Origin of the sequence: Nocardia sp. NPDC058058, from assembly GCF_042885355.1 — a bacterium.
GTDB lineage: Bacteria > Actinomycetota > Actinomycetes > Mycobacteriales > Mycobacteriaceae > Nocardia.
On sequence record NZ_JBHVSA010000001.1, the window covers coordinates 821,664 to 838,220 of the forward strand.

Consider the following 16,557-nt stretch of genomic DNA (forward strand, 5'->3'; position numbering starts at 1 on the left):
GCTGTCCCGCTGCGATCATCTGCATTCGCCAAAATTTTGCCGATGACATTTATTAGTCCCGTTTGCCCGATTCAAACAGATTCTTTTTGCGAGTTAAGCGAACATCGCGAGGTTTGCTTTGAGATAGCTGACTAAACATGAGCTCCGCCAACGCCGTTCGTTGCCGGGCAACTCGAGATCATCCCCAATCCGGTCGAGGGGGTGCTCCGAATCATAGGGCGTGGATCACGTCCTAAGGCTCGCGCGTGCGCGAAAGCCGTAGAGACGGAGCACGGGGGATCGGGGAGTTGCGTCTCACAGCGGCAGAAGGAGTGATTGATGAGTTCATTGGCCACAGATCGTGTCGACCAATGTTCATCGGGTGAATTCTCGGCTCAACCTTTCGCGTTGTCTCCCGCGCAATCGGCCCTGTGGTTCGCACAACATGTCCGGCCCGACATTCCCCTCACCATCGCCCAGTACGTGGAGATCCACGGCGATCTGGATGTCGGCCGCCTGCTGTACGCCATCGAGCGATTCGGCTCGGAGACCGAGGTGGGCCATGTCCGGCTGCTGGAGATCGACGGGGTGCCGCACCAGGCGGTCGACCACACCCGGCGACCGGGCTGGGGACGCATCGACCTGCGCGAGGAACCGGATCCGCGCGCGGCGGCCCTGGCGTGGATGCACGATCACGCCAGCTCGGTCATCGATATCGACAACGATCCACTCAGCATCAATGTGGTACTGCGGACCGGGGATTCGGAATACCTCTGGTACTCGCGCAGCCACCACATCGTCATCGACGGGTACGGGGCCATGAACGCCACCACCCGTACCGCCGAGATCTACTCGTCCCTGGAGGACCAGACAGAGCCGGTCGTCTCGCGTGCCACCCCGCTGGCCACCATCTACGCCGATGAGAACCGCTACCGCGAGACCAGCCGCTCCCGCAATGACGCCGACTACTGGCGCGAACAGCTCGACGGCGTCAGTGAGCCCATCACACTGTCCAATCACAATGTGCTGGCGGCCGGTTCGGACGCGGGCCGGCGCTCTGCCACCGCGGTGCTCGCCCCCGAGGTGGAACTCGCCGTCCAGGAGGCGGCGAGCACCTTCGGCTCCAACCCGTCCGCGCTGTTCGTGGCCGCACTGGCCGGTTATGTCCGCGCGGTCACCGGCAATCAGGATGTGGTGCTGAGCCTTCCGGTCTCGGCCCGCACCACCGTTGCGCTGCGCCGTTCGGCGGGCGTGGTCTCCAACGTGGTGCCGGTGCGGGTGCGCTTCACCGGCGCGGAAACCGTGGCCGACACCGTGCGCGCGGTCGAATTGCAGATCACCGGCGCGCTGCGGCATCAGCGCTACCGCAGCGATGACATTCGCCGTGACAGCGGATACGCCCGCGACGCCCGCGGATTCTTCGGCCCCATGGTCAATCTCATGCTGTTCCACAGTGAGCTGAAGTTCGGCAGCCTGGTCGGCTCGCTCAATGTGCTCTCCACCGGACCGGTGGAGGACCTCTCCATCAACCTGTACAACGGCGCGGGCAATCGCATCCATATCGACTTCGAGGCCAACCCGCGTCTGTACGGCGACAGCGAACTGACCATGCACCACGGCCGGTTCCTGGATTATCTGGCCCGCTTCCTGCGCGCCGATCCGCAGACCGCCGTCTGCGATATGCCCGTGCTCACCGATCTCGAGCGCGAACGCGTACTGCACGAATGGAATTCGACCCAGGTCGCGCGCCAGGAGGGCACCCTGGCCGGGCTCTTCGCCGACCGGGCCGCCATGTGCCCGGGCCGTGTCGCCCTGGACTTCGAGGGCGAGACGCTCACCTACGCGGCCTTCGACGAGCGCGCCAATCGTCTTGCCCGCCAACTCATCACGCGTGGTGCAGGCCCGGATACGGTTGTCGGCCTGGCCATTCGCCGCAGCCTCGACCTGCTCATCGGCATGTACGCCATTGTCAAGGCCGGTGCGGCGTACCTGCCGCTGGATCCCGATCACCCGGTCGACCGCATCGAGGCGATCCTCGATCAGGCGCATCCGCTGTGCGTGCTCACCACATCGCGCGACGCGGTCGAATTGCCTGCCTCGGCGACCCGATTCGATATCGACACCGCCGATCTGTCCGAGTACGGCGCACGGCCGATCACCGACGCCGACCGCATCGCACCGCTGCGCGCCGATCATCTGGCGTATGTGCTGTTCACCTCCGGCTCCACCGGTAAGCCCAAGGGCGTGGGCATCTCGCACGCCGCCATCGTGAACCGGCTGCGCTGGATGCAGCACGCCTACCCCCTGGACAGCTCCGATGTGGTGCTGCAGAAGACCCCCGCCACCTTCGACGTCTCGGTCTGGGAGTTCTTCTGGCCGTTGCAGATCGGGGCGAGACTACTCATCGCCGCACCCGACGGACATCGCGATCCGGGCTATCTGGCCCGGATCATCGCTGAGAAGGGCGTCACCACGGCGCATTTCGTGCCGTCCATGCTGTCGGTCTTCCTCACCGATACCGATGTCGCTGGGTGCACCGGACTGACACGGGTGTTCTGCTCCGGTGAGGCGTTGCCCGCCGCCACCGTCGACGAATTCCACACCGCGCTCGGCACCGGTTCGGGTGCACCGCAATTGCACAATCTGTACGGACCCACCGAAGCCGCCGTCGATGTCACCTCCTGGCATTGCACACCCGGTGCGACCGACGTCCCGATCGGCGCGCCGGTATGGAACACCCGCACCTACGTCCTCGACGCGCGATTGCAGCCCGTGGCCCCCGGCGTCGTCGGCGAGCTCTACCTCGCCGGTGTCCAGCTGGCCCGCGGCTACCTCGGCCGACCCGGTCTGAGTGCCGATCGCTTCGTGGCCAACCCGTTCACCCCCGGTACCCGCATGTACCGCACCGGTGACCTGGTGCGCTGGCGCGGTGGTCGCGCCGGAGTGCTGGAATATCTGGGCCGCAGCGATTTCCAGGTCAAGATTCGCGGCCTGCGCATCGAACTCGGCGAGATCGAAGCCGCACTGCTGTCCGATAAGCGCGTGGCGCGCGCGGTCTGCGTCGCCCGCCGTGGTCGCGGCGGCGATGAACTCGCCGCGTACGCGGTCGCCGCACCCGGTACGCCCCCGCTCGATTCCGCCGAATTGCTCGCCGGACTGCGCCTGGTGCTGCCCGGCTATATGGTGCCCCCGGTACTGCTGGTGCTCGACGAACTACCGCTCAGTGCCAATGGCAAGGTCGACCGCAAGGCGCTGCCCGATCCGGGCAGCGCCCCGCGTCGTGCCGCCCGGCCCAGCGCCGGACCGCGCACCGAGCTCGAACATCAGCTCGTCGCCGTCTTCGCCGAGGTGCTCGGCACCGACGAGATCGGCGTGGGCGACAATTTCTTCGACCTCGGCGGCAATTCGCTCAGCGCAGCCCGGGCCATCGCCCGCGTCAACAATGTCGTAGGCGCGGGACTGACCATTCGCGATCTGTTCGAATCCTCCACCGTCGCCACGCTCGCCGCGCGGGTGGAGGGTCTGGCCGCGGAAACCGCCTCGCCCAGACTCGTGGTGGCACAGCGGCCCGAGCACATCCCGCTGTCCCTGGCACAGCAGCGCCTGTGGATTCTGAACCGTTTCGCCGAACACGCGGCCGCCTACAACATGCCCCTGGCCGTGGCTTTGACCGGGCCACTGGATATTTCGGCACTGCGCGCGGGTCTGCTCGATGTGCTCGAACGGCATGAGAGCCTGCGCACCACCTTCCCGGACAGCCCGCAGGGCCCCGGCCAGCTGGTGCATCCGGCCGACGAGATTCCACTCACCCTGGATCCGATCGACGCCACCGGCGGCGATGTCCTCACCCTCGCAACCGAATTCGCGGGCTACGGTTTCGATCTCCGCAGCCAAGCCCCGGTGCGGGTGGCGCTCTACGAGACCGGTCCGGACCGGTACGTATTCCTCATGGTGCTGCACCACATCAGCGGCGACGGCTGGTCCATCGCACCGCTGACCCGCGACATCATGACCGCGGTCGCCGCCCGCAGCACCGGCGCCGCACCCGACTGGACGCCGCTTCCGGTGCAGTACGCGGACTTCGCGCTCTGGCAGCGCGAATTGCTCGGCGATGAGGCCGATCCCGCCAGCGCACTGTCCAAGCAGCTCGCCTACTGGCGGGCCGCGCTCTCGGACCTGCCCGATCAGCTCGATCTGCCGCTGGATCGGCCACGGCCGCGTCAGCGCTCCACCGATGGCGGCCGGGTGGAATTCAGCATTCCGGTCGACACCCGCCGCAGGCTCGCCGCCGTCGCGGCCGAACGCGGCGTCAGCACCTTCATGGTGTTGCACGCGGCACTCGCGGCCGTGCTCGCACGCCTGTGCAATACCACCGATATCGCCATCGGCACCCCCATCGCCGGGCGCAGCGATCCGGCGCTCGACGAGCTCGTCGGCATGTTCGTCAACACGCTGGTGCTGCGCACCCGGGTCGATCCGGCCGCCGGATTCGATCGCATGCTCGCCGAGGTCCGCGATACCGATCTCAATGCCTTCGCCAATGCCGACGTACCGTTCGAACGCCTCGTCGAGGTGGTCAATCCGGAGCGATCGGCCGCCCGGCATCCGCTGTTCCAGGTCATGCTGTCCTACGACAGCACCCCCGAGCTGAAATTCGATCTGCCCGGGGTGGCCGCCGAGGTGCTGCCCATGGCGGTCGACGTCGCCAAGTTCGATCTGCAGCTCACCGTGCACGAACCGCTCGGGACCGCGGCCGAGGAAATGCCGCTCACCGCCGAATTCGGTTACGCCGCCGATGTTTTCGATCACGCCACGGTCGAGGCCATTGCCCGCCGCTTCGGTGCGGTGCTCACCGCCGCCGTCGCGGATCCGGCCGTCCCGGTCGGTGATCTGCCCATGCTGGACGCCCGCGAGATCGCCAAACTGGTCCCCATCATGGGATCGCCCGCCGAACCCGCCAGCACCCTGGCCCGGCTGCTCACCGATACCGCCGAACGCGTGCCCGATGCGATCGCGGTGCGCTACCTCGGGCAGGACACCAGCTATCGCGAACTCGACGAGCGCTCGAATCGCCTGGCGCGCGTGCTCATCGAACACGGCGCGGGCCCCGAGGTGGTGGTCGCGGTCGCGCTCTCGCGCAGCCTGGACTGCGTGCTCGCGGTCTGGTCCGTCGCCAAAACCGGTGCCGCGTATGTGCCGATCGATCCGGACTATCCCGCCGATCGCATCGCGCATATGCTCGCCGACTCCGGGGCCATGCTCGGCCTCACCAGCCCGGACCGTCGCGGTGAAATGCCCGATTGGCCGGGAAACCGTGGGCGGCACCGCAAGAGCTACGTCGACTGGCTGCTGCTCGGATCGCCCGAACTCGCCGCCGAATGCGACCGGTTCCCGATCACCCCGCTCACCGACGCCGACCGGCATCACCCGCTGCGCACCGCCGGACCCGCCTACCTCATCTACACCTCGGGTTCGACCGGTAAGCCCAAGGCCGTGGTCGTCACCAACGCGGGCATCGCCTCGCTGGCGCATGAGCAGATGCATCTGTTCCGCGTCACCGATTCCGCACGCACACTGCACTTCTCCTCGCCCAGCTTCGACGCCTCGGTCCTGGAACTGCTGCTCGGGTTCGCGGCCGGAGCCACCATCGTGGTCGCGCCCGCCGGCATCTACGGCGGTATCGAACTGGCGGCGCTGCTGCGCGAGGAACACGTGACGCACGCCTTCGTCACCCCGGCGGCGCTGGGCACCGTGCCCACGCAGGATCTGCCCGATCTCGAGGCGGTCATCGTCGGCGGTGAGGCCTGCCCCGAGGATCTGGTGCGAATCTGGACCGATCCCGAGGCACGACCGGAAGCACTGCCCGTGCGCCGGATGCACAATATGTACGGTCCGTCCGAGGCCACGGTCGCCGCGACCGCCACCGGACCCATGGTCGCGGGACAACCCGTGCCCATTGGTCTTCCGGTGCGCGGTATGCGCCTGTTCGTGCTCGACGGCCGCCTGCATCCGGTGCCGCCGGGTGTGGCGGGCGAGCTGTACCTGTCCGGTCCGGGTCTTGCCCGCGGATACCTCGGACGGCACGGGCTCACCGCCCAGTCGTTCCCGGCCAATCCGCACGGGCGGCGCGGTGAACGCATGTACCGCACCGGCGATCTCGTGGTCGCCGACGGTATGGGGCAGTTGCGCTTCCTGGGCCGCGCCGATGATCAGATCAAGATCCGCGGCTTCCGCATCGAACTGCGCGAGATCGACCATGTGCTGAAGGCGCACGAGGGAATCACCTTCGCGCTCACCGTCGTTCACAATGACGAACGCGGTATCCCGCGCCTGGTCTCCTATCTCACCGCCGCCACCGAGATCGATATCGCGGCGGTCATGGCGACCGCGCGTGGCCGCCTGCCCGGGTACATGGTGCCCTCGGCGCTGACCCTGCTGGAGAACCTGCCGGTCACCCCGTCCGGCAAACTCGACCGCAAGGCGCTGCCCGCACCCGATTTCACCGCGGCCGCACCCTCGCGTGCCCCGGAAACCGATATGGAGCAGCAGGTCGCCGCGGTCTTCGGCACCGTACTCGGCGCCGAAATCCAAGGCGCGGAAGACAATTTCTTCGAGGTCGGCGGCAACTCACTGCTCGCCACCCGTCTCACCGCGGCCCTGCACACCGAATTCGGTGTGGAACTGCCGGTGCGCGCCATCTTCGAAGCGCCCACCGTGGCGGGCGTGGCCGCCCGATTGCAGGAAGCGCCCCGGACGCAGCGGGCGGCGCTGGCTGTGCATACCCCGCGCCCGGAGCGCATACCACTGTCGCTGCCGCAGCAGCGACTGTGGTTCCTCAATAGATATTCCCCCGAATCCAGCGCCTACAACATCGCGTTCGTGCTGCGAATCGACGGCGATCCGGATGTGCCCGCGCTGCGCGCGGCACTGGCGGATCTGGTCGAACGGCACGAGGTGCTGCGCACCGTCTTCCCCGAGGACGAGCACGGCGCACACCAGGTGCTGCAGGAGACCGCGCGCTGCCTGCCGGTGCTGGACCCCATCGAGACCGACGACGTCGGCGCGCGCACCGCACTGCGCTCGCTCGCCCGCCGCGGCTTCGATCTCACCCGCGATATCCCGCTGCGAATCACGTTGCTGCGCACCGGGAATCGACGGCATCTGCTCGGCATCGTGCTGCATCACATCGCCGCCGACGGCTGGTCGCTGGGCCCGCTCACCCGGGACCTGGCCATCGCGTACGCCGCCCGGCACGGCGGGGTGGCGCCCACCTGGACGCCACTGCCGGTGCAGTACAGCGATTTCAGCCTGTGGCAGCGCGAATGCCTGGGTCTGGAATCGGATCCGGAGAGCACCGCCGCCACCCAGCTCGCCTACTGGCGGGGTGCGCTGGCGGACCTGCCCGAGGAAATGCCGCTGCCGTACGACCGGGTCCGGCCCGCCGAACCCACCCAGCGCTCCGGCGTGGTCCGCTTCGAGGTGCCGGAACCTTTGCAGCGCAGGCTCACCGATCTCGCGCGCGGCAATGGCGTCAGCATGTTCATGGTGCTGCGCTCCAGCCTCGCGGTACTGCTGCGCGTGGTCACCGGTGGTCGCGACATCGTCATCGGCACCCCGGTGGCCGGTCGCACCGACACCCGCCTCGATGAACTCGTCGGCATGTTCGTCAACACCCTGGTACTGCGCTCGGACGTGGATCCGGACCGCAGCTTCGCCGAACTGCTGCAGGCCGATCGCGATACCGAACTCGCGGCCATGGCCAATGCCGAGGTGCCGTTCGAACGCGTCATCGAGGAACTCGGCACCGGCGCGGGCGGCAGCCGCCCGGTCTTGCAGGTCGCGCTGACCGTGCAGGACACGCCGCTGCCCGCACTGCAATTGCCGGGTCTGGCATTGCGGGCCGAGGAGCTCGATATCGCGCTCGCCAAGTTCGACCTCGAACTGCGGGTGCTGCCCGGTGATCACACCGCCGGGGACGCCGACGCCGATCGAGTCTTCGAATTCGTCTACGCGGCAGAGCTTTTCGAACATCAGTCGGTGCAGATCCTGGCCGACCGCCTGCTCCGGGTCTTCGAGGCCGTCACCGCCGATCCACGGATCCGGGTGCGCGCCATCGACGCCCGCACCGACCTCGAACGCGAATTGCTCACCCCCGCCTGGGGACCCGCGCCCGAACCGCAGTGCAGCCTGGCGGCCTACTTCGCCGCCACCGCACACCTGAACGCGGACCGCGAATTCCTGCGCTTCGGTGACACCGCGCTCACCTACCTCGAATCCGATGTCTACTCGAATCGCCTGGCGCGTGCGCTCATCCAGCAGGGCATCGGACCGGGCGACCGGGTGGCGCTGGGCCTGACCCGCTCCGCCGAATCGGTGCTGTCGGTGCTGGCCGTGGCCAAGTCCGGGGCGGCGTTCATTCCGGTCGACCCCAACTATCCGGCGGACCGGGTGCGCCATATGCTCACCGACTCCGGCTGCCGGGTCGGCATCAGCATGACCGAACACTCCGACCGCCTGCACGCGGCCGCGGGCGATCACGCCATGTCCTGGATGCTGCTCGACGATCCCGAACTGCTCGACGAATTGGAAGTGCTCGACGACGGACCCATCACCGACGCCGACCGCACCACCACGCTGTGGACCGCCGACCTCGCCTACGTCATCTACACCTCCGGCTCCACCGGAAAACCCAAGGGCGTGGCGGTAACCCACGGCGGCCTGTCCAATTTCGCCGATGAGATCCGCGACCGCATGCGGGTGGACCGCGAGGCCCGCACCATGCACTTCTCCTCACCCAGCTTCGACGCCGCCATCTTCGATCTGCTGCTGGCGGTCGGCTCCGGCGCGACCATGGTCATCGTGCCCGCCGATATCTACGGCGGCGACGAACTGGCCGCGCTCATGGAGGAAGAGGAGATCAGCCACACCTTCATGACCCCGGCCGCGCTGTCCACCATCGACCGGGACCGCTGGGCGCTGCCGCACCTGCGCTCGGTCATGGTCGGCGGCGAGGCCTGCGGTCCGGAATTAGTGGCTCGCTGGGCGCCGGGCCGCGCCATGTTCAACGGCTACGGACCCACCGAGACCACCGTCGTGGTCACCATCGCCGGTCCCATGGTGGTCGGGGAACCCGTCACCATCGGCTCCCTGGTGCGCGGTGCGCGGGCGCTCGTGCTCGATGAGCGACTCCGCCCGGTGCCCGTCGGGGTGCCCGGCGAGTTGTACATCGGCGGACAGGGTTCCGCGCGCGGCTATATCGACCGCTACGACCTCACCGCCGCGCGATTCATCGCCGACCCGTACGGTCCCGAGGGTGCGCGCATGTACCGCACCGGCGATGTGGTGCGCTGGACCGCCGACGGTGAACTGAACTATCTGGGCCGCAGTGACCACCAGGTCAAGGTGCGCGGCTTCCGCATCGAACTCGGCGAGATCGACGCCGTGCTCACCGCGCATCCGGGAATCCACTTCGCGCACACCGAGGTTCGCGATATCGCGGGCACCAGGCGCATCGTGTCGTTCGTGCTGCCCATCGATCCGGCGACCCTCGACCTGGATCAACTGCGCGCACACTGTGCCGAACACCTGCCCGCGCACATGGTGCCCAGCAGCCTGACCCCGCTGGACCGCATTCCGCTGACCCCGGTCGGCAAACTCGATCGCGACGCACTGCCGCAACCCCGGGCCGTGGTCGCGGTGGTTTCGCGTGATCCCGAGACCGAGACCGAACTCCTGGTCGCCCGGGTAATGAGCGAACTGGTCGGCGCGGACAATCTCGGCGCGGACGACAGCTTCTTCGAAATCGGCGGAAACTCGCTGCTCGCCACCCAATTGGTGGCGCGCCTGGCCACCGCCACCGGTGTCCGGCTCGAGGTGCGGACCGTGTTCGCCGCACCCACCGTGGCCGGGCTCGCCGCGGCACTGGAATCCGGTCCCGCCACCGCCGACGCCCGCTTGGAACCGCGCCGGCGCACCCGCCCCACGCACATCCCGCTCTCGGCCGCGCAACGGCGACTGTGGTTCCTGGAGAAGTTCAACGCCTCCGGAGATCAGGGAGAAGCGCTGGGCGCGTACAACATTCCGGTCGCACTGCGCCTGCACGGCGAGTTGAACGCGCAGGCGTTGCGCGCGGCATTGCACGCGGTGCAGCGCAGGCATGAAACGCTGCGCACCGTCTTCCCCGAAATCGACGGCGAACCCTGCCAGCAGGTGCTCGAATCGGCCGATGCCGCGATATCGCTGCCGCTGCGCGCGGTCAAACCGCAGGAGGTGCCCGACGAGATCCGCCGGGTCACCGCCGCCGGATTCGACCTCGGCACCCAGGTTCCGTTGCGCGCCACCCTGTTGCGCCTGACCGGCGCGACCGGCGGCAATCGGGCCGAACCGTCCGAACACGTACTCGTCATGGTGGTGCACCACATCGCCATGGACGGCTGGTCGCTGCAACCGCTCGCGGCCGATGTGGCCACCGCGTACCGCGCCTACGCGGGCGGCGGCGAACCGGACTGGGCCGAATTGCCCATCCAGTACGCCGATTACACGCTGTGGCAGCAGGACGTGCTCGGCGTCGAGAGCGATTCCGATTCGGTGATCAGCCGCCAGCTCGACTACTGGCGGAGCGCCCTGGACGGCATTCCGGAATTGCTGTCGGTTCCGGCCGACCGGTCCCGCCCGCCGGTGCCCAGCTATCGCGGCGGCACCGTCGAATGCACCCTCGACGCCTTCACCCATCGCGAATTGCAGGCGCTGGCAGCCGAACACGGCGTCACCATGTTCATGGTGCTGCACGCCGCGCTGGTCGCCCTGCTGCACCGGGTCACCGCCGCGGACGACATCACCGTCGGCACCCCCATCGCCGGGCGCGGACATCCCGCACTCGATCGCATGGTCGGCATGTTCGTCGGCACCCTGGTGTTGCGCACCGGGGTCACCGGCGGCGCGGCCTTCGGCGATCTGCTGCGCGCGGTCCGCGATACCGACCTGGAGGCCTTCGCGCACGCCGACGTACCGTTCGAACGGCTCGTCGAGGTGCTCAATCCGGTACGCACCCAGGCGCACCACCCCATGTTCCAGGTCATGCTGTCGGTGCAGAACCAGCCCGTCCGGGTGCTGGAACTGCCGGGCCTGCGCATCGAGAACGACGACGCCGATCCCGGCATCGCCAAATTCGATCTGCAATTCACCCTCACCGAGGCCTGGACCCCGCGTCGCGAACCCGACGGCATCACCGTCTCGGTCAACTACGCGGCCGACCTGTTCGACGCGGGCACCGCACAGCGGCTCGCGGACCGGTTCGTGCGCATGCTCGGCGCGGCCGCCGCGAATCCGGGTCTGGCCGTGGGCGATCTGGAACTCCTGGATTCGGGCGAATGGTCGGCGCTGGCCCCGGTGCGCGGTGCCGAGCCCGGTCTGCCGATCACCTTCCCCGAGGTGTTCGAGGCCGCGGCCAACCTCAACCGGCAGGCCATCGCGGTGCGCGCGGCGGGCACCCAGATCTCCTACGACGCCCTGGACCGCTGGACCAACCGGCTCGCCCGGGTGCTCATCGGATACGGCGTCGGCCCGGAAACCCTGGTCGCCATGGGCATTCCGCGCTCCGCGGAATCGGTGGCCGTCACCCTGGCCATCGCCAAGGCCGGCGCCGCGTTCGTACCGGTCGACCCGAACTATCCGGAACAGCGCATCAGCCATATGCTGCTCGATTCCGGTGCGGCCATCGGCATTACGCTCTCCGCGCATCGTGAGCGCATGCCCGAGGGCGCGAACTGGACCGTGCTGGACGCGCCCTCGTTCCGGCGGCGGGTGCTGGCCTCGTCGGACGCGCCCATCCGCGATGACGAGCGGATCTCGCCGCTGCGCATGGACAATCCGGCGTACGTCATCTACACCTCCGGATCCACCGGCATCCCCAAGGGCGTCGTGGTCACCCACGGCGGTCTGTCCAACTTCGCCGCCGAAACCGCACAGCGCTTCGAGGTCGGACCCGGTTGCCGCGTATTGCACTTCGCCACACCGAGTTTCGACGCCGCCATGCTCGATCTGCTCTTCGCGCTCGGCGGTGCGGCGACCCTGGTGATCAGCCCGCCCGGCGTGGTCGGCGGCGCGGATCTGGGCCGGGTGTTCATCGACGAGGGCATCACGCACGCCTTCATCACCACCTCGGCGCTGGGCACCGTCGATCCCACCGGCGTCACCTCGCTGCGGCATGTGCTCGTCGGCGGTGAGGCGCTGCCACCGGATCTGGTGACCCGCTGGTCGCCGGGCCGCAAGCTCTACAACGTGTACGGGCCCACCGAGACCACCATCGTCACGCTGATGTCCCAGCCCATGCGCCCGAACGGGCCGATCACCATCGGCGGACCCATCCGCGGTGTCGGCGCGACCGTCCTGGACAGTCGCCTGCACCCGGTGCCCGCGGGCGTCACCGGCGAATTGCAGTTGGCCGGTGCGGCTTTGGCGCGCGGTTACCTGCGGCGACCCGGACTCACCGCGCAGCGGTTCGTGGCCAACCCGTTCGGCAAACCGGGCGAGCGCATGTACCGCACCGGTGACCTGGTGCGCTGGGTCGAGAAGAACGGGCGCGCACGGGATCTGGAATACGTCGGTCGCACCGACCACCAGGTCAAGATCCGCGGCTTCCGCATCGAACTCGGTGAGATCGACGTGGCGCTGGCCCGGCACGCGGCGGTGGAATTCGCCACCACCATCGGACATCGGACACCGGCGGGCTCCACCGCGCTGGTCGCCTATGTGAAACCGCGCACCGGCACCGCGCCGACCGTCGACGAGCTCACCGCGCACGTGGCCGAACTCGTGCCCAATTACATGGTCCCGCAATCGATCATGCTGCTGGATCGGGTGCCGCTCTCACCGGTCGGCAAACTGGATCGGGCCGCACTGCCCGAACCGGTCTTCGCCGCTCGCGAGGGCTACCGCGCGCCCAGCACCCCGACCGAAGCGGCACTGTGCGCCGCCTTCGCCGATGTGCTCGGCGTGGAACAGGTCGGCGTCGACGACGGCTTCTTCGAACTCGGCGGCAACTCGCTGCTGGCCACCAAGGTGGTCGGACAGCTGCGCGCCGCCGGGGTGGACCTGCCCGTGCAGGCCATGTTCGGCGAATCCACCCCCGCCGCCATCGCCCGGCGACTGGCCGACGCCGACGGTGACGCCGGTGCGGCCCTGGCGGCCGCGCTGCAACCGGTGCTGCCGCTGCGTCCGATCACCGCGACCAGTTCCGCTCCGCTGTTCTGCGTGCACCCGGCCATAGGTTTGTCCTGGTGCTTCGCCGGACTGCTCGCCCAGCTGCCCGCCGACCGCCCGGTCTACGGTTTGCAGGCCCCGCACGTCACCGGCGGCGTTGATCACACCACCATCGGTGAAGCCGCGAATTACTATGTGGCACACATGAAGTCGGTACAGCCGCACGGCCCGTACCATCTGCTCGGCTGGTCGCTCGGCGGTCTGCTGGCGCACGAGATCGCGGTGCGGCTGCAGGAAACCGGCGATGAGGTGGCAACGCTCGCGCTCATGGACAGCTACCAGCTGTCCGATCAGTGGCTCGAGGAAGCGGTGCCCGGCGTCGCCGACATCATCGGCGAATTCGGCAGTGACCTGCTCGGCGGCGACACCGATGTCGACCCGCGCATGACACTCCAGGAGGCCGCGGAGTTCCTGCGCAACCGGCCCGGACCGTTCGCCGCGCTCACCGTCGACCATCTCGAACGTCTCTACAACGGCTATGCCAATGGCGCGGTCCTCGCACACGGCTTCGAACCCCGCGTGTTCATCGGCGATCTGCTCTTCTTCACCGCCGCCGATGACGAGATCAACCGCGCCGACCCGGACCGCAACGCCGCCGCCTGGGAACCGCACATCACCGGAGTCGTACACGATCAACTGGTGCGCTGCCGCCACTCGGGCATGACCACGCCCGAATCCCTGGCGGTCATCGGACCGGTTCTGCGGGATCACCTGGCCGCCAACGCCGCCCGCACCGAGCGGGAGGGGAGCCGATGAGTCTCGCGGTCGAAGTGGAAGGACTGATCAAGTACTACGGCAAGGTCCGGGTACTGGACGGGATCGATCTGGAAATCCCATCCGGCACCGTGATGGGCTTGCTCGGACCCAATGGCGCGGGTAAGACCACCACGGTCCGCATCGTTACCACCCTGCTAGCCCCGAGCTCGGGCAAGGTGTGGGTGGCCGGGGTGGATGTGCTCAAGAATCCGGCGCGCGCCCGCACCCGGCTCGGGCTGTCCGGCCAGTACGCGGCGATCGACGCCAATCTGTCCGGCTTCGAGAACCTGCGCATGGTGGCGCGGCTGTACGGCATGAGCCATAAGGAATCCGCCCAGCGCGCCACCGAACTGCTCGCCGCACTCGGCCTCGAACACGCGGCCGGGCGGCGTGCGGGCACCTACTCCGGCGGTATGGCCCGGCGACTCGACCTGGCGGGCGCACTGGTGTGCAAACCGCCCGTGGTCGTGCTCGACGAACCCACCACCGGACTCGATCCCCGTGGGCGCCTTGATATGTGGCGCGTCATCGGCGATCTGGTGGACGACGGCACCACGGTGCTGCTCACCACCCAGTACCTCGAGGAAGCCGATCTGCTCGCCGACCGCATCACCGTCATCGACCGCGGCCGGGTGATCGCGCGCGGGTCCGCCGATGAACTCAAGACCTCCATCGGTGGTGACAAACTCACCGTCACCCTGGCCGCTGGACAGGACCCGGCACCCGCCAAACAGGTTCTGGCGCAGGTCGGTATCGGCGAACCCAGTGCCGACGCCGCCACCGATCAGGTCACCGTCGTGGTCGGCGACGGCACCCGCACCATGGTCGAAGCGCTGCGCCGCCTGGACGACGCCGGCGTCTGCATCCTGGACGCCGATGTGCACCGGCCCAGCCTCGACGACGTATTCCTTTCCCTCACCGGCAAATCCGCGGAACGCAAAGCCTCCGCCCGCAGCACCGACACCGTGCAAGAGGAGATTCTGTCGTGACCACCACCGCCGAAGCCCCGGCGCCGAACAAGCCGCCGAGCACGGACAACACCGCGCTCCTATTGCTGCCCAGGGCGATTCGGGACAGCGCCATCGTCGCCTACCGCAATCTGCTGACCATCCTGCGGGTGCCCACCCTGCTGGTCACCGCCACCATCCAGCCGCTCATGTTCGTGTTCCTGTTCGCGTACATCTTCGGCGCGTCCCTGGGCGGCGGACAGTACCGCGAATTCCTGCTGGCCGGAATCTTCACCCAGACAGTGGCATTCAACGCCGCGTTCACCACCGTCGGCCTGGCCAACGACCTGCACAAGGGCATTATCGACCGGATGCGCACGCTGCCAATGTCCCGGCTGGCGGTGCTGATGGGCCGCACGCTCTCGGATCTGGTGGTCAATATCCTGGCCCTGGCGGTCATGGTCGGCTGCGGGTACGCGGTGGGCTGGCGCATCAACGACGGAGTCATCAACGCCATCTTGGCTTTCGCGGTCATCCTGCTCTTCGCATTCGCCATGTCCTGGGTCGGCGCGCTCACCGGGCTCATGTCACCGAGCGTCGAGGTGGCGCAGAGCGCGGGCCTGATCTGGCTGTTCCCACTGACATTCATCTCCTCGGCCTTCATCTCCGGGGAGACCCTGCCGGGTCCGCTGCGCACGGTCGCCGCCTGGAATCCCATTACCGCGGTCTCGGCGGCCGGGCGCAAACTCTTCGGCAATGGTTCGCCCCCGGGATTCACCCCCGCCCAGGGCTGGCCCGCCGATCACTGCATCATGTACGCGTCGCTGTGCTCGCTCGGCATCCTCGCGATCGCGGTTCCCTTGGCGCTGTTGCAGTACCGCAAGGTCGCCAGCCACTGAGTAGCAACCATTTCGGCCCGCCAATGGTGGCGGGCCGGTAAGATGTAAGAGGCGAGCCCCCCTCCCGAATGGGAGGGGGGCTCGGCCAATTCTTCAGCGCGCGGTACTACCGCGGATCAGGCGCGGCGACGGCTCTTGATGAGATCCATCCGCTCCTGCAGGAGCTCTTCCAGCTCCTCCTTGCTGCGACGCTCCAGCAGCATGTCCCAGTGCGTGCGCGGCGGCTTCACCTTCTTGGGCTCCTGCGTGGTGCCCTCCATGAGCACACCCTCCTGGCCGTTGCGGCACAACCAGGTCGGGGGAATCTCGGCGTCATCGGCGAACGGAACATCGAATTCCTCGCCGTTCTCCGTCTTGTACCGCGCCATCCGACGGGGCGCCAGGTCGTGGTCGCGGTCGGTCTCGTAGCTCACCGCTCCAAGTCGACTGCCCCGGAGTACGCGATCTGCCATGGGTGCGGTCCCTTCTCGCCTATCGGCAACGTTCAAAACTTCATGTCAACGCTTCTGCACAGTTAACGCATGAGCGTGGGCTTCGGTTCCCGTGGGGGGAGAACCCTGCCATTCTACTCGCCCGTCGGGGACGCTTTCGCCACGGCGTGTCCGGTGCGCTTGCCGGTGCATGGATTGCGTTCGACGCAATCATAGAGTGCGAACTATGCAGTAGACATCATGTCACTCGGGTTCGAGACTGAGTTCATGAGCAGAGATCAGGAA

At 67.9% G+C, this 16,557-nt stretch carries 4 protein-coding genes; 3 read left to right on the forward strand and 1 reads right to left on the reverse strand.

What is annotated here, in order from left to right:
* Positions 1-387: 387 nt before the first annotated feature.
* The 3 genes from ACFVUS_RS03700 (at position 388) to ACFVUS_RS03710 (ending at position 15,841) form a co-directional block, all read left to right on the forward strand.
* Positions 388-13,995, forward strand: coding sequence for an amino acid adenylation domain-containing protein (locus tag ACFVUS_RS03700; RefSeq protein ID WP_387761610.1), 13,608 nt, complete (start codon positions 388-390; stop codon positions 13,993-13,995).
* The gene (locus tag ACFVUS_RS03705) at positions 13,992-14,984 is read left to right on the forward strand and encodes an ATP-binding cassette domain-containing protein (protein WP_387761611.1); all 993 of its coding nucleotides are present in this window, start codon (positions 13,992-13,994) and stop codon (positions 14,982-14,984) included. The genes ACFVUS_RS03700 and ACFVUS_RS03705 overlap by 4 nt, the downstream gene beginning before the upstream one ends.
* Positions 14,985-15,049: 65 nt before the next feature.
* Positions 15,050-15,841, forward strand: a complete 792-nt coding sequence (locus ACFVUS_RS03710; RefSeq protein ID WP_387765386.1) for an ABC transporter permease — start codon at positions 15,050-15,052, stop codon at positions 15,839-15,841.
* Positions 15,842-15,957: 116 nt separating this feature from the next.
* Here the strand turns inward: ACFVUS_RS03710 and ACFVUS_RS03715 are convergent, their stop codons facing one another.
* Positions 15,958-16,293 (reverse strand): RNA polymerase-binding protein RbpA, encoded by a 336-nt coding sequence (locus tag ACFVUS_RS03715; protein WP_364634107.1) that lies wholly within the window; start codon positions 16,291-16,293, stop codon positions 15,958-15,960.
* Positions 16,294-16,557 lie beyond the last annotated feature (264 nt).

What these genes read in the sequence shown, in the direction of transcription:
- ACFVUS_RS03715 (WP_364634107.1), bottom strand. Translation starts at nt 16,293, where the DNA reads ATGGCAGATCGCGTACTCCGGGGCAGTCGACTTGGAGCGGTGAGCTAC.
- ACFVUS_RS03705 (WP_387761611.1), top strand. Translation starts at nt 13,992, where the DNA reads ATGAGTCTCGCGGTCGAAGTGGAAGGACTGATCAAGTACTACGGCAAG.